Origin of the sequence: Microbacterium sp. DWRC1-3 (genome assembly GCF_049896645.1) — a bacterium.
In the GTDB taxonomy this organism is placed as follows: domain Bacteria; phylum Actinomycetota; class Actinomycetes; order Actinomycetales; family Microbacteriaceae; genus Microbacterium; species Microbacterium maritypicum.
Genome location: NZ_JAFCUS010000001.1, coordinates 1,926,554 through 1,946,219, shown reverse-complemented (window position 1 = coordinate 1,946,219; position 19,666 = coordinate 1,926,554). Strand labels below are relative to the sequence as shown.

The window sequence follows — 19,666 nt, the reverse complement described above, 5'->3', positions numbered from 1 at the left end:
AATCCCGGGCGAGTTCCGCGGTGCGCGGCCTTGTCGCCGTGCGGGTGTCGCCGGCGGTAGGATCGTCAGCACAACCACGGGAGTCCGGCGAGCCGGGCTGAGAGGGAGCGAATCGCGCTTCGACCGTCGAACCTGATCTGGGTCATGCCAGCGCAGGGAGGAGTTCAGATGAGTACGTCCACGTCCACATCCGCGACCGCGAAGACGCAGGGGAACACCCCGGGCCGGAGCTACCTGCGCTGGCGGATCGTCGACATCGTCGTCGCCAGCGTCCTCGGAGTCGCAGCCGGCTTGATCTTCCTGGCCTGGAACGTCGGGTACCTCGGGCCGAAGGCCCTGCTCGAGCCGCTGCTGCCGGGCATCCAGGGGCTCCTCGACGGCCCGTGGCTCTTCGCCGGCGTGCTCGGCGGACTCATCATCCGCAAGGCCGGGGCGGCGATCTACGTCGAGCTACTCGCGGCGGTCGTCTCGGCGCTCATCGGCAACCAGTGGGGCGGGTTCCTCACCCTCGAGGCCGGACTCGTGCAGGGGCTCGGCGCCGAGCTGGTCTTCCTGCTCTTCTTCTACCGCCGCTGGTCGCTGCCCGTCGCGATCCTCGCGGGAGCCGGTGCCGCCCTTGCCGGTGGCATCAACAATCTCGTGCTCTGGTACGCCGGCTCCGGCCCCGCCTTCACCATCATCTACCTGATCAGCACGGTCATCTCGGGTGCCGTCATCGCAGGTGCTCTGTCCTGGGTGCTGGCGCGCGGAATCGCCGCGACCGGGGCCCTGGACCGGTTCGGCTCCGGGCGCGAGGCGCGCGTCCGCGTCTGATGTCGGCCGATCAGACGGCCCCCGCCGCCGTCGAGGCCCGCGGCTGGGGGTGGCGTCACGCGAGTCGCCTCGCCTGGGCGCTGCGCGACATCTCCTTCCGCATCGAGCCCGGTGAGCGTGTGCTCGTGCTCGGCGCGTCGGGTGCGGGCAAGTCGACCCTGCTGCACGGCCTCGCCGGCGTGCTCGGGGGTGAGGAAGAGGGCGAGAGCGAGGGCACGCTGATCGTCGACGGCGCTCCTGCCGTGGCCACCCGCGGACGTGCGGGGCTCGTGCTGCAGGACCCCGACTCCCAGGTGATCCTCGCGCGAGTGGGCGACGACGTGGCGTTCGGCTGCGAGAACCTCGGAGTGCCGCGAGCGCAGATCTGGCCGCGGGTGGAGGCGGCCCTGGATGCCGTCGGCCTCGATGTGCCGCTCGGGCATCCGACCAAGGCCCTGTCCGGTGGGCAGAAGCAGCGGCTGGCGCTCGCCGGGGTGCTGGCGATGGGGCCGGGTCTGGTGCTGCTCGATGAACCGACGGCGAATCTCGATCCCGCCGGGGTCATCGAGGTGCGCGATGCCGTGGAGCGGATGTTGCAGGCTCAGCCGTCGACGCTCATCGTCGTCGAGCACCGCCTCGAGGTCTGGTTGCCGCTCATCACGCGCGTGATCGTGATCGGGAGCGGCGGTGTGGTCGCCGACGGTGCACCGGCGGAAGTCCTCGGAGTCCGTGGTGCGCAGCTGGCCGCGGACGGCGTCTGGGTGCCGGGGCATCCTCCCGCCGCGCCGCCGCCCCCGCTCTGGCCGCCAGGGGCAGGGGAGACCCTGCTCTCGGCGCGCGACCTGGCCGTCGCCCGCGTCAAGGGGCGTCCTGTCGCCACCGGTATCGACCTCGATGTGCACGCGGGGGAAGCGCTCGCGATCACCGGGCCCAACGGGGCGGGCAAGTCCACGCTCGGTCTGACCCTCGCCGGGCTCCTGCCTCCAGCGAGTGGCGCGGTCGAGGCATCCACGCTCCTCGCGAACGGTGCGGTGTCCGCGCCGATCCGCTGGAGTTCACGGGATCTGCTGACCCGCATCGGCATGGTGTTCCAGGAGCCGGAGCATCAGCTGCTCGCGAAGACCGTGCGCGAGGAACTGGCCGTCGGGCCGCGGGCGCTCGGCATGACCGACGACGAGATCACCGCTCGCAGCGACGAGCTGCTCGCCCGTCTGCGCCTCGCCCACCTCGCCGCCGCCAACCCGTACACGCTCTCCGGCGGTGAGAAGCGCCGGCTCACGGTGGCCGCAGCCATCGCGACCAGACCGCGCGTGCTCGTGCTCGACGAGCCCACCTTCGGGCAGGACGCCCGCACCTGGGCCGAACTCGTCGCCATGCTCGCCGCGCTCCGAGACGAGGGTGCGGCCATCGTCACGATCACGCACGACCTCGAAGTCGTGCGCGCCCTGCACGCCGCGCGGTTCGAGCTGGGGGGTGCGTCATGAGCCTTCTCGAGACACGGGCACGCACCGGAGCGCTCGCCACGGTCAACCCGGTGGCCAAGCTCGGGGTGAGCGCGCTCATCGCGGTACCCCTGATCCTGACTCTCGATCCGGTCTCGGCCTCCGTCGCCCTCGCCCTGGAGTTCGTGCTGTTCCTGTTCGCCGGGATCGGCTGGCGCGAGTTCTGGGTGCGGACCTGGCCGGTGTGGCTCGCAGCGCCCCTCACCGGTCTCACGATCGCGCTCTACGGTCAGACCAGCGGCGTCGTCTACGTCGACTGGTTCGTGCTGCGCATCAGCGAGGGGTCGCTCGCGCTGGCGCTCGCGACGATGCTGCGTGTGCTGGCGATCGCGCTGCCGTCGGTGGTGCTCTTCATCACCGTCGATCCGACCGACCTCGCCGACGGTCTCGGCCAGATCGTCCGTCTGCCCGCCCGATTCGTGCTCGGTGCCCTCGCGGGCCTCCGGATGGTGGGCCTCTTCCTCGACGATTGGCGTGCGCTCGAGCTGGCGCGTCGGGCCAGGGGCGTGGCCGATCGCGGCCGCATCCGTCGCTTCCTGGGGATGGCCTTCGCCCTGCTCGTGCTCTCCATCCGCCGCGGCGCCAAACTGGCGACGGCCATGGAGGCGCGGGGCTTCGGGGCGCCGGGCCGGCGCACCTGGGCGCGAGAGTCGCGCTTCGGGGCGGCCGAATGGTTGCTGCTCGCCGTGGGCGCGGCCATCTCCGGCATCGCGGTCGCTGCCGCCGTCGTCACCGGAGCGTGGAACTTCATCCTCGGCCCCTCGGGCTGAGTCAACGCAACTGCGCGAACCTCTCGACCTTCGTGGTCGGACCGACGACGAGCACGGTGTCTCCTTCGCCCAGCACGGTGTCGGCCTCGGCGTTTCGCCATTCCCCTCGTTCGGGTCGATACGCGGCCACCGTGATCCCGTGGGTGCTGCGCACGGCGGCCTCTCTCAAGGTGATGCCCTGCAGGTGCCGGGGTGCGACGGTCTTGACGATCGCGTAGCCGCGGTCGATCTCCAGGTAGTCGGCGGCGGCGCCGCGCACGAGGTGGGCGACGCGTCGGCCCATGTCCTTCTCCGGATAGATGACGCGATGCACGCCGAGCTGTTCGAGGACCGCCCCGTGCTGCTCGTCGACCGCTTTGGCCCAGATCACGGGTACCTGCAGCTGGAGCAGCAGGGACGCGGTGAGGATCGACGCGGTGATGTCGTTGCCGATCGCGAGGACGACACGATCGAACTCGCCGACCGCGAGCTGTCGGAGCACGTCGAGCCGCGTCGAGTCCGCTCTGACCACCTGTGTGAGCTCGCCGTTGAGGGACTGCACGATGTCCTCGTCGGCGTCGATGCCGAGGACCTCGGTGCCCGACGACATCAGTTCGAGCGCGAGGGAGGTCCCGAAGCGTCCGAGGCCGATCACCGCGACGGAATCGGCTTCGGCGATGCGCCGGGCGTCGGGGGTGAAGGAGAGGAACTTGGTCATGTGGTGTCCTTGTCGTCGAGCGATCGTGGGGGGAGACCGGTCAGCCGATCGCCGGGCGCTCCTTGGGCAGCTCGTACGCCGTCTGCCGTTGGCGCAGGGCCAGTGCGGAACCCAGCGTCAGCGGTCCGAGCCGGCCGAGGAACATCAGGAGAACGAGGATGAGCTGCGCGGCCGCCGGCAGATCGGCCGTGATGCCGGTGGACATGCCGACGGTACCGAACGCCGAGACGACTTCGAAGAGCACGCGATCGAGGTCGAGATCCGTCATCGCGAGTATCGCGATCACTGCGCTCATCACCGCGGCGAGGGCGACGATCACCACGGTGATGGCCTCCCTGTGCACAGACCGCGAGAGCCGCTTGCCGAACACGTTCACCGCGGTCCCGCCGCGGAACTCGGTCCACATGATGAACAACAGGACGGCGAAGGTCGTCACCTTGATGCCGCCGGCGGTGCCTGCCGGTCCGCCTCCGATGAACATCAGCACATCTGTGACGAGCCAGGTCTCATCGTGCATGAGCGAGGTGTCCACGGAGTTGAAACCGGCCGTGCGGGCCTGCACCGAATGGAAGAACCCCGCCAGCATGCGGGAGGCGGGATCGAGCGGTCCCAGCGTGCCGGGATTGTTCCACTCCACGACCACCGTGAACCCCGTGCCGAGGGTGAGCAGGACGAGGGTGGCGACGAGCACGATCCGCGTGTTCATCGACCAGTGCAGCGGGTTCCTGAACTCCTTCCGGAGCTGTCGAAGCACGGGGAAGCCGAGCCCGCCGAGGATGATCGCGATGCAGATCGGGATGCAGATCCACGGGTCGGACACGAACCCGATCAGGCTGTCGGTGTACAGCGCGAACCCCGCGTTGTTGAAGGACGACACGGCGTGGAAGACGGCGTGCCAGGCGGCTCGGCCCACGTCGTAGTCGTAGCCGGTCCAGAAGCGGACGAACAGGACCGTCGCGACCGCCGCCTCGATGATCAAGGTCGTGATCAGGATGCCGATCGCGGTGCGCTTCATGTCGCCCACACCCGTGGACTTCGTCTCGGTGCCGGCGAAGATCCGTGAACGCACGCTGAGCTTGCGAGCGAGCGCGAAGCCGATCAGGGCCGCGAAGAGCATGATGCCGAGCCCGCCGAGCTGGATCAGGAGCAGGATCACGACTTTGCCGAACGGGCTCCAGTAGGTCGCGGTGTCGACCACGATGAGTCCCGTCACGCACACCGCAGAGGTCGAGGTGAAGAGCGCATCGACGAAGTTCGTCCAGACGCCGCTGCGCGACGAGAACGGGAGCATCAGAAGCGCGGTGCCGACGAGGATCGCCGCCCCGAAGCCGAGGGCGATCGCCTGGGCGGGGGCGAAGCCCCGCCGACGCGGGAGGCGACGCGCCGGAGCGGGGAGGGTCAACACGAGAAGTGACGTTACTCCTCGAGACGATCATCCGGGTGCCGCCCGGCGGATCGAGACGGTGCACGACGGCCTCGACGGCCGCCTCGGAGAGGTCCGGGTCAGGTCTCGTTCCAGAGCCGCCGGTAGTACGCGAGTCGGTCGCGGTCGGGGTCGACGCCGTAGGCCTCGATGAGGGTGTCCTCCCATCCGGTGCCGAAGTTCCACATCGTGCTCATCGATGCCACGGCGATGTCGGCCCAGCGGTCGGCGACTCCGAGGGCGGCGAGATCGACGAAGGCGGTGGGGCGTCCGTCGGCGTCGAGAAGCGTGTTGGGCATGCAGGCGTCGCCGTGGCACACCACCGGCCGGTCGATCGGCGGTGCCTGGAGCAGGTCTTCGGCCACGATCGTGCCGCGCTCCGCGGCGTCGGCGATCCGCTGGTGCGTGCTCCATTCCCAGGGGCACTCGGCCACCGGCAGTGCATCGTGGAGCGCGCGAAGGCCGACGCCGACCGCTCGCACCGCGGTCTCCGGTTCGGCGGCCCAGCGAGGGTCGACGGCACTGCTCGCATCGATCGCGACCGTGACGAGCCACTCGTGCGCGTCATCCTGGCCCTGCTCGAGCACCTCGGGCACCGAGATCCAGGTACGCGCCCACCTCATGCGCTCGGCTTCGTCGCGCATGTTCGCCTCGTCGTCGAGCGGCCCCCACTTGATGTACCGGCCGTCGTCGGTGCGGAAGGTCAGCCCCCCGATCCCATTGAGCCAGACCGGTGTGAGCGCGGCGCCGCGGGCGAGCTCGCGAACCCGCACCGGGACGTCGACGGAGGTGGAGGGGATGCTCATCCGTCCATCCTGCCCGACCACGATGAGCGGGATCCTGCATCGATCCAGGCGGTGTCGTAGGCTCGCTCTCGATGCAGTTCCCCCGGTCGTGGTGAAACCAAGAACCACGTAGGCTGATACTGCGTTCCATCAATGCATGTCGCACGACGACGTTCGAAGGAGAACATCAGATGCAGATCAGCGGACAGGGTGCACTCATCACCGGTGGGGCCTCGGGGCTCGGACTCGCCACGGCGCGTCGGCTGGTCGCCGCGGGAGCGCACGTCACGATCATCGACCTCGCCTCGTCGAAGGGTGCCGAGATCGCGGACGAGCTCGGCGGGCTCTTCGTCGCGGCGGATGTGACGAACGCCGATGAGGTTCAGGCGGCCGTCGCGGCCGCGCAGGCGGCGGCTCCGCTGCGCGTCGTCGTGAACTGTGCAGGGATCGCTCCGCCCGCGAAGGTGCTCGACCGCGAGGGCAATCCCGCCGTGCTCGCCGACTTCGAGCGCGTGATCCGCATCAACCTCGTCGGCACGTTCAACGTCATCTCGCAGGCCTCTGCCGTGATCGCCAAGAACGAGCTGCACGACGAGGAACGCGGCGTCATCGTGAACACCGCGAGCGTCGCCGCGTTCGACGGCCAGATCGGCCAGCCCGCCTACTCCGCATCCAAGGGCGGCGTGCACGCCATGACCCTCCCCGTGGCGCGCGAGCTCGCCCGCTACGGCATCCGGGTCTGCACGATCGCTCCCGGCATCATGGAGACGCCGATGCTGATGGGTCTCCCGCTGGCCGCTCAGGACTCCCTGGGCCAGCAGGTCCCCTTCCCGTCGCGGCTCGGCCGCCCCGACGAATACGCCGTGCTCGTGCAGCAGATCGTCGAGAACGGCTATCTCAATGGCGAGACCATCCGCCTCGACGGCGCCATCCGCATGGCGCCGCGCTGACCCCGCGGCTGCCTTTCCCTTCGCGATCGAGAACCCAGGAGAACCCATGTCCCTTGCAGGCAAGACCATCCTGATGTCGGGCGGCAGCCGCGGCATCGGCCTCGCGATCGCGCTGCGGGCTGCCGCAGACGGTGCGAACATCGCGATGCTCGCGAAGACCGACACCCCGCATCCGAAGCTCGAGGGCACGATCCACACCGCCGCCGAGCAGATCCGTGCGGCGGGTGGCCAGGCCCTGCCGATCGTCGGCGACGTGCGCGACGACGACGACATCACCGAGGCGGTCATGAAGACGCAGGGTGAGTTCGGCGGCATCGACATCGTGATCAACAACGCCAGCGTGATCGACCTGTCGCGTTCGCTCGACCTGAACGCCAAGAAGTACGACCTGATGCAGGATGTCAACGTGCGCGGAACGTTCATGCTCTCGCGAGCGGCGGTGCCGATCCTGAAGGATGCCGAGAACCCGCACATCCTGTCGCTGTCGCCGCCCTTGAACCCCACCCCGAAGTGGCTCGGCGCGCACACCGGGTACACGCTCGCCAAGTTCGGCATGACCATGGTCACGCTCGGCCTCGCCGCCGAGTTCGCGCGCGACGGGATCGCCGCCAACACGCTCTGGCCGCGCACCACCATCGCGACCGCGGCGGTGCAGAACCTCCTCGGTGGGGACAAGGTCATGGCCGCCAGCCGCACGCCGGACATCTACGCCGATGCCGCTTACGCCGTGCTGCTCAAGCCCGCGGCGTCGTTCACGGGGCAGACGCTCATCGTCGAGGACGTGCTCGAAGCCGACGGCGTCACCGATTTCTCCGGCTACGCCGCGATCCCCGGCACCCCCGACGACGCGCTCTTCCCCGACATCTTCCTCGACTGAGACGCGGGAGGTCTCCTTAGAACAGCAGGTACACGGCGCCGACGATCGTGAGGACGATCACGATGCGGTCGAACACCCGCTGATTCATCTTCCGCGCGACCCACAGGCCCAGGAGCGCACCGGCCACGACGAGCGGGGCGAGGACGGCATCCATCAGCAGCACGGGTGTCTCGAACAGTCCCAGACCCGCGAGGAACGGCACCTTGATCGCGTTGATGATGGCGAAGAACCATGCCGACGTGCCGAGGAACACCTGCACCGGGGTGCGTGTGGCCAGGAAGTACATCGACATGACCGGCCCCCCGGCGTTCGCGACCATGGTGGTGAAGCCGCCGAGCGTGCCGTAGGTACCGGCGAGCACGATGCCACCGGACGGCGGAGCCGCGGCGTCCGCCCTGCTCTGCCGCCACCGGCGCCACAGCGTCACCGCGATCATCAGCAGCAGGATCACCCCGATCGCGCGGCGGACGATGCCGTCGCCGGCGAGCGCGAGGAAGGTGAATCCGACCAGGAGGCCGGCGATGACCGCGGGGGCCAGACGCAGCAGCGTCGGCCAATGCGCATGCCGACGGTAGGCGATGAGCGCGAACACGTCGCCGACCATGAGCAGTAGCAGCATCGCCGCCGTGGAGGTGCGTGCGGGCAGGACCGCCGCGAACAGCGCGATCGCGAGGATGCTGCCGCCGGGCAGCGCCGTCTTCGAGATGCCGATCGTCACCGCGGCCAGGGCGAGCGCCGACCAGGCCCACGGATCGAGCGCGATCACCTCTCGAACTCGGCGACGATCGCGTCGTCACCGCGCGCTGCGGCGAGCAGATCGCGGGTGGCGTCGATCACAGCGGCCTCCTGGGTCGGCGGGTGCGGGGCGATCAGTCTCGCGTGGCGGCGAGAGCCGCCGCGAACCGTGCAGCGCGCTGCTCGATGTCGGCCCAGTCGGCGGCCTTGATCGACGCGCCGTTCGCGAGGTCGCCCCCGGCGCCGACCGCTACCGCGCCGGCGGCGAACCACGCGGCGAGGTTGTCGGGGCTCACGCCGCCGGTGGGCATCAGTGGAGCGTCGGGGAACGGTCCGCGCAGGGCGCCGAGGTACGAGGGGCCGCCGAGGGATGCCGGGAAGATCTTCACCACGTCGACGCCGAGCTCGAGCGCGGCCATGACCTCGGTCGGTGTCATGGCTCCGGTCATCACGACGCGACCCGTGTCGAGCATGCTGCGGGTGAGGTGGGGCAGCGTGCCGGGGCTCACCAGGAACTCGGCGCCCGCCTCTGCGGCCTGCTCCGCCTGCGCTGCGGTGGTCACGGTGCCGGCGCCGATGTGGGCGGCGTCGCCGTGGCGTGCGATGAGCTCGCGGATGACGGCGGGTGCATCGGGCGTGGAGAAGGTCACCTCGATGCCTGTGACACCGCCGCGGATGATCGCCTCGGAGGCCTCGAGCGCCAGTTCAGGGGAGGGGGCGCGGAGAACGGCGAGGATGCCGGTGGTGCGGGCGCGGTCGAGACGGTCGGGCATGGGGCTCCTTCATCGGGCGGGCTCGTCCATTCTCCCGGGCGCAGCCTGTAACGACAAGTTGGTCAGGAGGCGTGGGTGCGCGGCCAGGCCTCGATCAGTTCCTTCGACTCCTTGAGGCCGAGCCCGGTGTGCTGGCGCAGCGCCTTGATCGCGGCGATGGCGGAGTCGCCGGCGACCATCCTGTCGATCTCGGTGGCGACCGACGGCGGCAGCGAGGCGCGCACAGACGACGGGGTCATGGCGGTCGGGGTGATCGATGAGCGTGTGGCCGTGGCGTTCGACACGGCTGCGAGGTGCGGCGCCGTGGTGCTGACCGACCAGTGCTCGATGCGGTCCTTCGCCTCCTTGAGGCCGACGCCCGAGTGGTCGCGGTAGAGCTTGATCGCGTGGATCTTCTGCCCGGCCGAGACGAGCCGGTCGATCTCGGCGATCACGGTCGGCGTCAGACCCGAGACCGACGCCGACGCGGACGAGGCCGGAGCCGTGCGCGCGGTCGTGGGCGACGGGGTGAACACCTGTGGCTCCGGCAGCTTCGGGCGCATGCCGCGCAGTGCGACCGCGAGGATCGCGACGACCACGATCAGGCCGACGACGATCGCGATGATCCACAGCACGGCATCCATGGGCTCAGTCTAGAGAGGTCGCCTCCCGCGCCCCAGGGCGTTCCCATCCGCCACCGCGTACCCTGGAGGGTATGACCGAGACTCCCCGCACGCGCGAGACGCGCTCCGCAGCATCCGCGTCCGCCCCGCAGGGTCGGCCCGCCCAGGGCAAGGTCCGCGAGACGCGCACGGCGCAGGTGCGCCCCGCGACCGAGGGGTGGACCCAGCAGAAGGATGCCGAGGGGCGTCCGCTGCTGCAGTTCGCGAGCCCCAAGCGCGGCAAGCCGCCGGTGCACCTGGCCGACCTCACCCCGGCCGAGCGCACCGAGAAGGTCAAGGAGCTCGGGCTTCCGGGCTTCCGCGCGAAGCAGCTGTCGACGCACTACTTCCGTCACTACACGTCCGACCCCGAGCAGATGACCGACCTCCCGGCCGACACCCGGGAGCAGCTCGTCGCCGGCATGCTCCCGCCTCTGCTCACCGAGGTGCGACGCCTGGAGACCGACCGCGGTGACACGATCAAGTTCCTGTGGCGCCTGCACGACGGCGCGCTGGTCGAGTCGGTGCTCATGCGCTACCCCGGCCGCATCACGCTGTGCGTGTCGAGCCAGGCCGGCTGCGGCATGAACTGCCCGTTCTGCGCGACCGGACAGGCGGGGCTCACCCGCAATATGTCGACGGCCGAGATCATCGAGCAGATCGTCCGCGCCAACCGTCTGATCGCCGAAGGCGGGCTCGGTGGCAAGAAGGCCGATGACCACAGCATGGAGCGTGTCTCGAACATCGTCTTCATGGGCATGGGGGAGCCGCTCGCCAACTACAAGCGCGTGATGGATGCGGTGCGCTCGATGGTCGCCCCGCAGCCCGACGGCCTCGGTATGAGCGCGCGCGGCATCACGGTGTCGACCGTGGGCCTCGTGCCCGCGATCAAGAAGCTCGCCGACGAGAATATCCCGGTCACGTTCGCGCTGTCTCTGCACGCGCCCGATGACCACCTGCGCGATGAGCTCATCCCCGTGAACTCGCGGTGGAAGGTCGACGAGGCCCTCGATGCCGCCTACGAGTACTACGCCAAGACCGGTCGCCGCGTCTCGATCGAGTACGCACTCATCAAGGACATGAACGACCATGCCTGGCGCGCCGACCTGCTGGCCGAGAAGCTCAATCAGCGTGGCCGCGGCTGGGTGCACGTGAACCCGATCCCGCTGAACCCGACGCCCGGCTCGATCTGGACCTCGTCGGAGATCCCGGTGCAGAACGAGTTCGTGCGCAGGCTCAACGACGCCGGTATCCCCACGACCCTCCGCGACACCCGCGGCAAGGAGATCGACGGCGCCTGCGGTCAGCTCGTCGCCACGACCGAGGACGAGGCCGCTTCCGCCGCGATCGGCTGAGGCGCACCCGCTCGGCGTCCGTCCGCGGCGCCCAGCCGTTCGGCGCGGTCGAGCCACCGCGTGATGGTGGCATCGCTCGCGTCCTTCACACCGAGCATGTGGTGCGTGCGCACCGAGCGGATCCCGCAGAAGCGCATCGTCCCCCGGGCGACGTGGGTCTGCGCGGGCAATCCGGTGAACGGCACGAAGTACCAGGGTGTGTCCGCGAGCAGGAGCAGGCGGCCGTGGCGTGCCGGCAGCAGGCCCTCGACGAGACCGAGCTTCGTGTACCGGTACTCCTGCTGCGGCAGCAGGGCGCGGTCGAAGAAGCCCTTCAGCAGGGCGGGGACCGACCCCCACCACAGCGGCGTCGCGATGACGACCGTGTCGGCGCTCTGCAGTGCGCGCTTCGCCTCGACGAGGTCGGGCTCGAGCGTCATGCGCTCGCGGTAGCCGAAGCGCAGGTTCGGGTCGAAGTCGAGGTCGCGGAGGGCGAGCACGCGCGCGTCGCCGTGGGCTGCGGCGTAGCGCTGCGCGAGCGCAGCGGTCAGGGAGCGGGCATCGGGATGGCCGTCGATCACGAGAGCGGGCATGTCGGATTCCTATCTGGACAGTGTCAAGCTGGTGGACACTGTCAAGATAGGAGAGGATGTTGCTCATGTCAAGTTCGAAGGACGGCTACCACCACGGCGATCTCGCCCGTGCGCTGGAAGACGCCGCGATGCAGCTGCTGGAGCGCATGCCCGCGGCGGAGATCAGCCTGCGCGAGGTCGCTCGGGCCGCGAACGTCAGCCACAACGCCCCCTATCACCACTTCTCGGACCGGCTCGGACTGCTGAAGGCGATCGCCGAGCGCAGCATGGCCGACCTCCTCGACCGGGTCCGCGCCGCCGCCGAGAACGCCCGCACCCCGCGGGCCGCGCTCACCGAGGGGGGATCCGCGTACATCCGTTTCGCGGTCGAGCATCCGCACGCGTTCGATGCGGTCTACGACCCGACCGTCTGCGTGCCCGGGGCTCCCACCCCGACGATGGCGCCTCTGATCGACGGGCTCGAGGCCGTGCTCGCCGAGAGTGCAGCCGCCGCGGGCCTGGACCGACCGACCGATGTCGTCGCGCTGTGGGGTCTGATCCACGGGCTCGGCACGCTGGCCGCCGCCGGGCACTTCACGCTCGACGACGGGCTCTCCGCCTATGCCGCCGCCCTCGATCGGCTTCTGCCGGCAACCTGATCCGCCCGGTTCCGCCGCCCAAGCTGTGAGTCGCTCAAAGCACTCTTCCACGCGATGCACAGGCGACCTTTCGTAGATTGTTCGGATGCCCTATTCCGCCCATCGACCGGGTCGCTACGACTCGCAGGGTCGGATCATCCTCGACAGCGAACCCGACGCCGTCACGGATGACCTCGACTTCCTGCGCGAGTTCGAGCCCACCGGCACGGACGACGCCACCCGTGAGGCGTCCGCATCCGCGCCGTCGGAGGCGACCCCGATCGCCGACGCCCTCGTCTCAGAAGAGCCCGCCCTGGTGAAGCCCCCGCGCGAGCCGCGCGCGCGCCGGCCCCGCAAGACGCGCGCACCGCGCACTCCCGGTTCGCGCGCGCGGACCCTCGCGATCCTCGGAGGAGCGGAAGGCGAGATCCTCGACCGCGTCCCCGGCGAGACGCCGCGCTTCGTGCAGATGTTCTTCGTGCTCGCCGGCACCGCGCTCGTCTCGGCGATCTCGATGCTCTTCGCCCTCACCACCGGTGTGCAGGCGGCCATCTGGCTGGCCGTGCCGCTGGCGCTCGTGTGGGCGCTCATCATCTTCAACCTCGACCGCTTCCTCACCTCGACCATGAGCTCGACGAGGAACGTCTGGCGCCTCATCGGCCTCGCGATCCCGCGTGTGATCATGGCCGCGATCATCGGCTTCGTCGTCGCCGAGCCGCTCGTGCTGCAGATCTTCCACAACGACATCGCCCGCGAGGTCGCCTCCACCAACATCACGCAGTCGCAATCCGACCAGGAGGCTCTCGAATCGGGCCCGGAGAAGATCGCGCTCGACGCGGCATCCGCCAAGGTCGCCGAGCTCGAGAACCAGGCGGCGACCGGCATCGTCGCGGGGACGGACGCGTCGTCGGCCACGGAGTCTGCTGCCCAGGCGACGGTCGATGACGTGACCGCGAAGATGACTGCTCAGCAGGCCGTGATCGACCAGGCTCGTGTGCTGTACCAGTGCGAACTGACGGGTGAGGGTGCCGGCACCGTTCCCGGCTGCACCGGCGTCAACGGCCAGGGCGCCAGCTCGGATGCCGCCAAGGCGCAGCTCGCCGAGGCCCAGCAGACCTACGACGCGCTCGCCGCGCAGCTGCGCACCGCGAACGAGGAGCTCGCCGCTGCGGGAACCGCCGCGAAGGAGAACACCTCGTCGTCGGAGGCGCAGAACCGCGAGCAGGCGAAGTCGCAGCTGCCGACCGCCCGCGACTCCTACGACCAGGCACTCGCCGCGTACAACGCGCGGGCCGACGCCGTGGCGCAGGGCAACGCCGGGGCCGTCGGGCTGCTCAGCCAGATCAGCGGACTCAACCGGCTGAGCGAGAAGGAGCCCTCTATCCTGTGGGCGCACATCCTGATCGCCGCGCTGTTCTTCATGATCGAGCTGCTGCCGGTGCTCGTGAAGGTGCTCACGAGCTACGGTGACCCGAGCCTCTACGAGAAGGCCGCGGCGATCCGCAAGCAGGTCGCACTCGATCGGGTGACGGCCGAGGGGTTCCGTGACCGCGCCAAGATCGTGACGGACCAGTCCCAGGAGGTACAGGCCGAGGCCGGCTCCGGTGAGCCGCAGACGCGTGCGGAACGCCGAGAGGCGGCCGAGGCGCAGGAGCGGGAACGGGCGGAGAAGCGCGCGCAGGCGCAGACGCTCGAGGAGCAGGAGCAGCTGGTTCGTCCGACGATCGGCTGAGCCGGGCACCGCGGTGCGGCGAGGCTCCGCGAGGCTCCGGTCAGGCGAGTTGAGCAATGCGCTCCGGCATCCGTGGCGCCTGCTGCGGGGAGAGCTCGCTGATCCGGATGCTTCCCCGCGCCGGGTCGTCGCGGACAGCGGCGGCGATCGAGCGGATCAATGCAACGGTGGACGGGGTGCGTGCCCAGCGCGCTCCGGTCAGCAGTGCCTCGATGCGGGCGAGCGGATGCTGAAGCGTCACATCGTGCTGGCGGACATCATCGCTGAGCCACTCCAGGAGCTGTGCGATGGTCCAATCGGGGTTGATTGGTCCAGGCTCTGAAGGACTGCTGGCGAAATGCGCGTTCATTGGTCCAGAATCGGTTCTCATGAGCGTGAAAGACAGGGCCAATGGCGGGCCAATGGATCAGGTATCGGCCATTGCTGCGGGACGAGCGGCATCTCTCGTGCACGCAGGTGACGTGTCGTCGGAGGCGCTCTCGGCACGGCTCGGCCGCTGGACACAGGGAGACGGCACTCTCGCCGCCCGGCTCTCGCGGGGCGTCGAGGGGCTGATCGCGAGTGGTGAGCTGCGCCCGGGGGACCGGCTGCCCGCGGAGCGTGCACTGGCAGCGGCAGGGTCCGTGTCGCGCGGCACGGTCGTCGCCGCGTACGCCGACCTCGCCGAGCGCGGTCTCGTCGACCGGCGGCAGGGGAGCGGCACCCGCATCGCCGGGACAGCCGCAACCGCCGTGCCCGCCCAGCGACCGGGGCGAGGAGAAGCCCTGTTCTCCGCACTGCCGAACGCGATCGATCTCCTGCGCACCGTGCCGCAGATCTCCGACCTCGGGGTGCAGCTCATCCGCGATCACAAGCCGCGGCTCGACCTCGCTCTGCTGCCCGAGACCGACCCTGCGGGCCTGCCTGCCCTGCGCGCCCTCATCGCCGACATGTACAGCGCGGAGGGGACCCCGACCACACCGGAGCAGATCCTCGTCACCCACGGCGCGCAGCAGGCCATCAGCCTCGTGGTGAATGCGCTCGTGGGGCCCGGCGACATCGTGCTCGCCGAGGAGATCACCTGGCCGGGAGTCACCGACTCGGTCGGACTGCGCGGTGGCACGGTGCACGGCGTCCCGATGGGGGACGACGGTCTCGACGTCGACGCGCTGGAGCAGGCGCTCGCCCGACTGCGCCCCGTGCTCGTCGCGCTGAACCCGCATCACCAGAATCCCACCGGGTCGCGCCTGCCTGCCCCCGCGAGGCACCGGGTGGCCGAGCTCGCCGCGCAGTACGGCGTTCCCGTCATCGAAGACCGCGTGCTCGCGGGCATCTCCTTCGACGGGGTCGTGCCGCCCACGCTCGCGGCCGAGCGCGCGGATGCCCCCGTCATCGTGGTCGAGTCGGTGTCGAAGTGGGTGTGGGCGGGGCTGCGGATCGGCTGGTTGCGCGCCGACCCCGTGCTCGTGCGACGGCTGCGCGGTGCGCGCCAGCTCGCCGACCAGTCCACCAGCGTGCCGGGCCAGCTGCTCGCGCTCGACCTGATCGCCCGCGCCGACGACCTGCGCCGGGCGAACAGCCGCATCCACCAGGAACGGCTGAGACTGCTCCAGGCGCTCATGGCCGAGCACTTGCCCGACTGGACGGTCGAACCGCCCCGTGGCGGGCTCTCGCTGTGGGTGCGGTTGCCCGCGGGGTCGGCGGCGGCGCTCGCCAGGACAGCCGCAACGCACGGCGTCTCGGTCGCGGGGAGCGCGGCGTTCGCGGTATCCGCGTCGCCGGACGACCACATCCGCATCCCGTTCACCGCACCCGACGACGTGCTGGCAGAGGGGGTCCGCCGACTCGGAGCGGCCTGGCGCGAGTATCGGGAGACTCTCGGGATGTCCTCTTAGGCTGACCCGCATGACTCGGATGCAGCGTCGGACCATGCGGATGCAGACGCTGTGGATCTCGATCGTCGGCGTGCTCGCCGTCACGATCTATGCCGCGCTCGCCGCGGTGCAGATCCTGGTGTGGACGCCTCTCGCGTCCGCTCCCGGGCTCACCCTCGACCAGATCCGCGCTGAGCTGAGCGGAGCGGGTGAGTCGCTCAACGCGCCGACGACCATCATGATTCTCGGGGTGGGAGTCGTGCTCGCCCTCGCCCTCGCTGTGATCGTGATGACGTCGAGGGCCGTTCCGATGATCGCGGCTGCCGGTTTCCTGAGTCTGCTCATGCTCGGAGCGCCGGGCTTCTTCATCGCCTCGTTCGGTCCTGGCATGGCGCTGGCCGATACCTTCATGATCTCGGCGGGCATCTACCTCCCCGGAGTGCGAGCGTTCTATATCACCAGCGCCTCCGCGGCAGCCCTGCTGGTGCTCGGCGGGGTGGTCGCCGTGCTCCGGGCACGCTCCGCTCCTGCGACCGCCTGACCTCTTCCCTCGCATCCGGCCCGGCCATAGTGGGCAGCCAGTAGCGTTGATCCATGGTCAACTATCGCTATCTCGGCAACAGCGGTCTCAAGGTCTCGGAGATCACCTACGGCAACTGGGTCACCCACGCCTCACAGGTCGGCGACGACGCCGCCGTGAAGACCGTGCATGCCGCGCTCGACGCCGGTATCACCACCTTCGACACCGCCGACACCTATGCCAACACGGCCGCGGAGGTCGTGCTCGGCAAGGCGCTGGAGGGTCAGCGCCGCGAGGGGCTGGAGATCTTCACGAAGGTCTACTTCCCGACCGGCCCCAAGGGACCGAACGACACCGGCCTGAGCCGCAAGCACATCTTCGAGTCGATCAACGGCTCGCTCACGCGCCTCGGCACCGACTACGTCGACCTGTACCAGGCGCACCGCTTCGACTACGAGACCCCGCTCGAGGAGACGTTCCAGGCCTTCGCCGACGTCGTCCGCCAGGGCAAGGCGCTCTACATCGGCGTCTCGGAGTGGACCGCGGAGCAGCTGCGCGAAGGGCATGCTCTCGCCAAGCAGCTCGGCATCCAGCTCATCTCGAACCAGCCCCAGTACTCGATGCTGTGGCGTGTCATCGAGGGCAAGGTCGTGCCGGCATCCGAAGAGCTCGGTATCTCGCAGATCGTCTGGTCGCCGATGGCGCAGGGCGTGCTCAGCGGCAAGTACCTCCCTGGTCAGCCGGTGCCGGAGGGCTCGCGTGCGACCGACCCCCACAGCGGCGCCGACTTCATCAAGAGCTTCCTGCAGGACGACATCCTCACCGCCGTCCAGCGCCTCAAGCCGATCGCCGAGCAGGCGGGCCTGTCGATGCCGCAGCTCGCGATCGCGTGGGTGCTGCAGAACCCGAACGTGGCAGCGGCCCTCGTCGGAGCCTCGCGTCCGGAGCAGCTCGCCGAGACCGTCAAGGCCTCTGGTGTGAAGCTCGACGCCGACACCATGACCGCGATCGACGAGGCACTGGGCGACACGGTCAACCGCGACGCGGAGGCGACGTACTCGACCTCCCCGAAGACGCGCCTGGTCTGAGTGCCCTGATCTGACGCCGAGACCCATCGGTAGCGTCGAGACCCACCCCCGCTGACGTATGCGCGGGTGGGTCTCGACGTTGGGCGTGGGTCTCGGCGCTCGCCTTACTCCTTGACGGCGCCGGCGGTCAGGCCCTGCACGATCCAGCGGCTCGCGAGAGCGAACATCGCCATGGTCGGCAGGATCGTCAACACCGCGGCGGCACTCATCGAGCCCCAGTCGATGTTGAAGGTGGAGATGAAGCCGTTCAGCGCCGAGGGCACGGTGCGGTTCGCGTCGGTGTTCATCAGCACGACCGACAGGAACAGCTCGTTCCAGCAGTTGACGAAGTTGAAGATGAACGCCGCGATGATGCCGGGGGTCATCACCGGGACGAGCACGCGGAACAGAGCGCCCAGGCGTGAGCATCCGTCGATCATCGCCGCCTCTTCGAGCGCATCCGGCACGTTCTCGAAGAAGCCCCGCAGCATGACGGTCGAGAACGGGATGCAGATCGCGATGTACACGAGGATGAGCCCCGGCTTGGTGTCGACCAGGCCGAGGTCGGTCATCATCGAGTAGAGGGGCCCGAGCGCGATGAACGCCGGGATCATCTGGGTCAGCAGGAACGCGATCAGGATCGCCCCCTTGCCGCGGAACTCGAACCGGGCCAGCACGTAGGCGCTCAACAGGGCGATGAGGGTGGCCACGGCGCCGCCGACGACCGCGACCAGGGCGGAGTTGCCGAGGAAGACCCCGAACGAGCTCTTCTGGAACAGGCTGATGTAGTTCTCGAGCGACGGCTCGCTCGGCCAGTACTCGATCGGGAAGCGGTTGATCGTGCCCGGCGACTTGATCGACGTCAGCGCGATCCAGTACAGCGGGAACAGCGTGATCACGAGCCAGAGCCCCAGGCCCACGACACGGACGATGCCGCTGATCGTGACGCGCGGCTTCGGGCGCGGTGCGGATGCCGGGTCGGGCACGGTGATGCGGCGGGTCTCGGTGATCGAGGAGCCCGTCCGCGAGGCGTCTGTCATGGTCATCGCTGCACTCTCCGCATCGCCATCAGGTAGAACGCGCAGAACACGAACAGGACCGCCATCACGATGAGGCCGATCGCGCTCGCGAAGCCGTAGTTGCCCTGTTGGGTGTAGTTGATCATCCAGGTCGTGATGATGTGCGTCTGGTTGGCGGGTCCGCCGTTGGTCATCGCGTAGATGATGTCCGGGAAGTTGAAGATCCAGATCACGCGCAGCAGGATCGTCAGCAGCAGCGTCATCGAGATGTACGGGATGATGATCGAGAACAGCTGACGGAACTTGCCGGCGCCGTCCAGGCTCGCAGCCTCCAGCATCTCGTCGGGGACCGACTGCAGGGCCGCGAGGATCATGATCGCGAAGAACGTCACCCCGTACCAGACGTTCGCGACGATCACCGCGAACATCGCGAGCTTCGGGTCGGCCAGCCAGGGCAGCGGTGCATCGATCAGCCCGGCCTTCATGAGCAGGTCGTTGACCACGCCGAACTCGGCGTTGAACATCCAGCGGAACAGCATGCCGATGAGGAAGCCCGACACCGCCCACGGGAAGAACACGAGGGCCTGGTAGAGCCCGCGGAAGCGGAACCTCTTGCGCAGGGCGAGCGCGATCAGGAACCCGATCACGAGCTGCGGCACGAGCGAGCCGACGACCCACAGCACGGAGTTTCCCGCGACGGTCGGGAACGCAGGATCGCGGAACACCGCGAGGAAGTTGTCGAAGCCCACGAACGGCGTCGACGTGAGATCCCACAGGTTCCAGTCGTGGAAGGCCATGCGCGCGCCCTGCAGCATCGGCCAGTAGGTGAACCAGCAGACGAAGACGATCGCCGGCGCGAGGAAGGCCAGCAGCGTCCATGCCTGGCGGCCGCGGAACGGGCGTCGGCGCGATGCCGGGGAGGCCCCGACGGCTGGCTGCTGCGAAGCAGTGCCGACGGAGCCTCCCTTCTGAGCGGTGCGGGCCAC

At 69.4% G+C, this 19,666-nt stretch carries 21 protein-coding genes and 1 riboswitch; of the genes, 11 read left to right on the top strand and 10 right to left on the bottom strand.

Annotation, left to right across the window (positions count from 1 at the left end):
* The first annotated feature begins 66 nt into the window (after positions 1–66).
* A riboswitch (TPP riboswitch) is annotated at positions 67–178 on the top strand.
* From ACP699_RS09460 to ACP699_RS09450, 3 genes are all read left to right on the top strand, one after another.
* Positions 169–813: an ECF transporter S component gene (locus ACP699_RS09460; protein ID WP_017829531.1), complete on the top strand. Its 645-nt coding sequence runs from the start codon at positions 169–171 to the stop codon at positions 811–813. (Overlaps the previous riboswitch by 10 nt.)
* The gene (locus ACP699_RS09455; protein WP_288969655.1) at positions 813–2,276 is read left to right on the top strand and encodes an ABC transporter ATP-binding protein; all 1,464 of its coding nucleotides are present in this window, start codon (positions 813–815) and stop codon (positions 2,274–2,276) included. Before ACP699_RS09460 ends, ACP699_RS09455 begins: the two co-directional genes overlap by 1 nt.
* Positions 2,273–3,064, top strand: a complete 792-nt coding sequence (locus ACP699_RS09450) for an energy-coupling factor transporter transmembrane component T family protein (protein ID WP_141387109.1) — start codon at positions 2,273–2,275, stop codon at positions 3,062–3,064. Before ACP699_RS09455 ends, ACP699_RS09450 begins: the two co-directional genes overlap by 4 nt.
* Position 3,065: 1 nt before the next feature.
* Here the strand turns inward: ACP699_RS09450 and ACP699_RS09445 are convergent, their stop codons facing one another.
* The 3 genes from ACP699_RS09445 to ACP699_RS09435 all read right to left on the bottom strand — a co-directional run bounded on the left by ACP699_RS09445 (position 3,066) and on the right by ACP699_RS09435 (position 5,990).
* Positions 3,066–3,761 (bottom strand): potassium channel family protein, encoded by a 696-nt coding sequence (locus tag ACP699_RS09445; RefSeq protein WP_082531386.1) that lies wholly within the window; start codon positions 3,759–3,761, stop codon positions 3,066–3,068.
* Positions 3,762–3,801: 40 nt separating this feature from the next.
* Positions 3,802–5,166 carry a TrkH family potassium uptake protein gene (locus ACP699_RS09440; RefSeq protein ID WP_055866162.1) on the bottom strand — a complete coding sequence of 455 codons (1,365 nt, stop codon included), beginning with the start codon at positions 5,164–5,166 and terminating at the stop codon, positions 3,802–3,804.
* Between the two features lie 98 nt (positions 5,167–5,264).
* Positions 5,265–5,990 carry an aminoglycoside 3'-phosphotransferase gene (locus ACP699_RS09435; protein WP_055866159.1) on the bottom strand — a complete coding sequence of 242 codons (726 nt, stop codon included), beginning with the start codon at positions 5,988–5,990 and terminating at the stop codon, positions 5,265–5,267.
* A 170-nt stretch (positions 5,991–6,160) separates the two neighbouring features.
* Here ACP699_RS09435 and ACP699_RS09430 point away from each other — a divergent pair, with 170 nt between their 5' ends.
* Positions 6,161–6,919 carry an SDR family NAD(P)-dependent oxidoreductase gene (locus tag ACP699_RS09430; RefSeq protein ID WP_426170767.1) on the top strand — a complete coding sequence of 253 codons (759 nt, stop codon included), beginning with the start codon at positions 6,161–6,163 and terminating at the stop codon, positions 6,917–6,919.
* A 46-nt stretch (positions 6,920–6,965) separates the two neighbouring features.
* Positions 6,966–7,796, top strand: a complete 831-nt coding sequence (locus ACP699_RS09425; protein ID WP_017829524.1) for an SDR family oxidoreductase — start codon at positions 6,966–6,968, stop codon at positions 7,794–7,796.
* A 16-nt stretch (positions 7,797–7,812) separates the two neighbouring features.
* On the opposite strand, the gene ACP699_RS09420 is transcribed toward ACP699_RS09425, so the two are convergent.
* The 3 genes from ACP699_RS09420 to ACP699_RS09410 form a co-directional block, all read right to left on the bottom strand.
* Positions 7,813–8,562: a sulfite exporter TauE/SafE family protein gene (locus ACP699_RS09420; protein WP_302793609.1), complete on the bottom strand. Its 750-nt coding sequence runs from the start codon at positions 8,560–8,562 to the stop codon at positions 7,813–7,815.
* A 103-nt stretch (positions 8,563–8,665) separates the two neighbouring features.
* A complete protein-coding gene (locus tag ACP699_RS09415; protein ID WP_055866152.1) occupies positions 8,666–9,304 on the bottom strand; it encodes a bifunctional 4-hydroxy-2-oxoglutarate aldolase/2-dehydro-3-deoxy-phosphogluconate aldolase in 639 nt (212 codons plus the stop codon).
* A 62-nt stretch (positions 9,305–9,366) separates the two neighbouring features.
* On the bottom strand, positions 9,367–9,927 hold the full coding sequence (locus tag ACP699_RS09410; RefSeq protein ID WP_127483091.1) for a ribosomal protein L7/L12: 561 nt from the start codon (positions 9,925–9,927) through the stop codon (positions 9,367–9,369).
* Positions 9,928–9,998: 71 nt separating this feature from the next.
* Here ACP699_RS09410 and rlmN point away from each other — a divergent pair, with 71 nt between their 5' ends.
* Positions 9,999–11,300, top strand: coding sequence for a 23S rRNA (adenine(2503)-C(2))-methyltransferase RlmN (gene rlmN, locus ACP699_RS09405; RefSeq protein ID WP_302793607.1), 1,302 nt, complete (start codon positions 9,999–10,001; stop codon positions 11,298–11,300).
* On the opposite strand, the gene ACP699_RS09400 is transcribed toward rlmN, so the two are convergent.
* The gene (locus tag ACP699_RS09400; protein WP_302793605.1) at positions 11,249–11,872 is read right to left on the bottom strand and encodes an NAD(P)H-dependent oxidoreductase; all 624 of its coding nucleotides are present in this window, start codon (positions 11,870–11,872) and stop codon (positions 11,249–11,251) included. The two genes, rlmN and ACP699_RS09400, sit on opposite strands and share 52 nt — an antisense overlap.
* A 65-nt stretch (positions 11,873–11,937) precedes the next feature.
* On the opposite strand from ACP699_RS09400, the gene ACP699_RS09395 reads away from it, so the two are divergent.
* Entirely contained in the window at positions 11,938–12,510 is a 573-nt protein-coding gene (locus ACP699_RS09395) for a TetR/AcrR family transcriptional regulator (RefSeq protein ID WP_055876064.1), read from the top strand.
* An 85-nt stretch (positions 12,511–12,595) separates the two neighbouring features.
* Positions 12,596–14,221, top strand: coding sequence for a DUF4407 domain-containing protein (locus ACP699_RS09390; RefSeq protein ID WP_055874638.1), 1,626 nt, complete (start codon positions 12,596–12,598; stop codon positions 14,219–14,221).
* 40 nt (positions 14,222–14,261) lie between these two features.
* Here ACP699_RS09390 and ACP699_RS09385 read toward each other — a convergent pair whose 3' ends face one another.
* Complete coding sequence (locus ACP699_RS09385; protein WP_302793601.1) at positions 14,262–14,570, bottom strand: hypothetical protein; 309 nt, start codon at positions 14,568–14,570, stop codon at positions 14,262–14,264.
* A gap of 52 nt (positions 14,571–14,622) precedes the next feature.
* On the opposite strand from ACP699_RS09385, the gene ACP699_RS09380 reads away from it, so the two are divergent.
* From ACP699_RS09380 to ACP699_RS09370, 3 genes are read left to right on the top strand one after another with little or no spacing between them, the layout of a single operon-like run.
* Positions 14,623–16,095 (top strand): PLP-dependent aminotransferase family protein, encoded by a 1,473-nt coding sequence (locus tag ACP699_RS09380; protein ID WP_302793600.1) that lies wholly within the window; start codon positions 14,623–14,625, stop codon positions 16,093–16,095.
* Positions 16,096–16,105: 10 nt separating this feature from the next.
* Positions 16,106–16,615: a hypothetical protein gene (locus tag ACP699_RS09375; protein WP_055874629.1), complete on the top strand. Its 510-nt coding sequence runs from the start codon at positions 16,106–16,108 to the stop codon at positions 16,613–16,615.
* Positions 16,616–16,668: 53 nt separating this feature from the next.
* Positions 16,669–17,682, top strand: a complete 1,014-nt coding sequence (locus ACP699_RS09370; protein ID WP_017829513.1) for an aldo/keto reductase family protein — start codon at positions 16,669–16,671, stop codon at positions 17,680–17,682.
* Between the two features lie 104 nt (positions 17,683–17,786).
* On the opposite strand, the gene ACP699_RS09365 is transcribed toward ACP699_RS09370, so the two are convergent.
* A complete protein-coding gene (locus tag ACP699_RS09365; protein WP_302793598.1) occupies positions 17,787–18,707 on the bottom strand; it encodes a carbohydrate ABC transporter permease in 921 nt (306 codons plus the stop codon).
* Positions 18,704–19,666 (bottom strand): carbohydrate ABC transporter permease, encoded by a 963-nt coding sequence (locus ACP699_RS09360; RefSeq protein ID WP_055874626.1) that lies wholly within the window; start codon positions 19,664–19,666, stop codon positions 18,704–18,706. The genes ACP699_RS09365 and ACP699_RS09360 overlap by 4 nt, the downstream gene beginning before the upstream one ends.

Coding starts and splice junctions, on each gene's coding strand:
- ACP699_RS09455 (WP_288969655.1), top strand. CDS start 813: ATGTCGGCCGATCAGACGGCCCCCGCCGCCGTCGAGGCCCGCGGCTGG.
- ACP699_RS09390 (WP_055874638.1), top strand. CDS start 12,596: ATGCCCTATTCCGCCCATCGACCGGGTCGCTACGACTCGCAGGGTCGG.
- ACP699_RS09385 (WP_302793601.1), bottom strand. CDS start 14,570: ATGAACGCGCATTTCGCCAGCAGTCCTTCAGAGCCTGGACCAATCAAC.
- ACP699_RS09425 (WP_017829524.1), top strand. CDS start 6,966: ATGTCCCTTGCAGGCAAGACCATCCTGATGTCGGGCGGCAGCCGCGGC.
- ACP699_RS09395 (WP_055876064.1), top strand. CDS start 11,938: ATGTCAAGTTCGAAGGACGGCTACCACCACGGCGATCTCGCCCGTGCG.
- ACP699_RS09445 (WP_082531386.1), bottom strand. CDS start 3,761: ATGACCAAGTTCCTCTCCTTCACCCCCGACGCCCGGCGCATCGCCGAA.
- ACP699_RS09365 (WP_302793598.1), bottom strand. CDS start 18,707: ATGACCATGACAGACGCCTCGCGGACGGGCTCCTCGATCACCGAGACC.
- ACP699_RS09430 (WP_426170767.1), top strand. CDS start 6,161: ATGCAGATCAGCGGACAGGGTGCACTCATCACCGGTGGGGCCTCGGGG.
- ACP699_RS09370 (WP_017829513.1), top strand. CDS start 16,669: ATGGTCAACTATCGCTATCTCGGCAACAGCGGTCTCAAGGTCTCGGAG.
- ACP699_RS09375 (WP_055874629.1), top strand. CDS start 16,106: ATGACTCGGATGCAGCGTCGGACCATGCGGATGCAGACGCTGTGGATC.
- ACP699_RS09410 (WP_127483091.1), bottom strand. CDS start 9,927: ATGGATGCCGTGCTGTGGATCATCGCGATCGTCGTCGGCCTGATCGTG.
- ACP699_RS09435 (WP_055866159.1), bottom strand. CDS start 5,990: ATGAGCATCCCCTCCACCTCCGTCGACGTCCCGGTGCGGGTTCGCGAG.
- ACP699_RS09450 (WP_141387109.1), top strand. CDS start 2,273: ATGAGCCTTCTCGAGACACGGGCACGCACCGGAGCGCTCGCCACGGTC.
- ACP699_RS09380 (WP_302793600.1), top strand. CDS start 14,623: ATGGATCAGGTATCGGCCATTGCTGCGGGACGAGCGGCATCTCTCGTG.
- ACP699_RS09460 (WP_017829531.1), top strand. CDS start 169: ATGAGTACGTCCACGTCCACATCCGCGACCGCGAAGACGCAGGGGAAC.
- rlmN (WP_302793607.1), top strand. CDS start 9,999: ATGACCGAGACTCCCCGCACGCGCGAGACGCGCTCCGCAGCATCCGCG.
- ACP699_RS09400 (WP_302793605.1), bottom strand. CDS start 11,872: ATGCCCGCTCTCGTGATCGACGGCCATCCCGATGCCCGCTCCCTGACC.
- ACP699_RS09415 (WP_055866152.1), bottom strand. CDS start 9,304: ATGCCCGACCGTCTCGACCGCGCCCGCACCACCGGCATCCTCGCCGTT.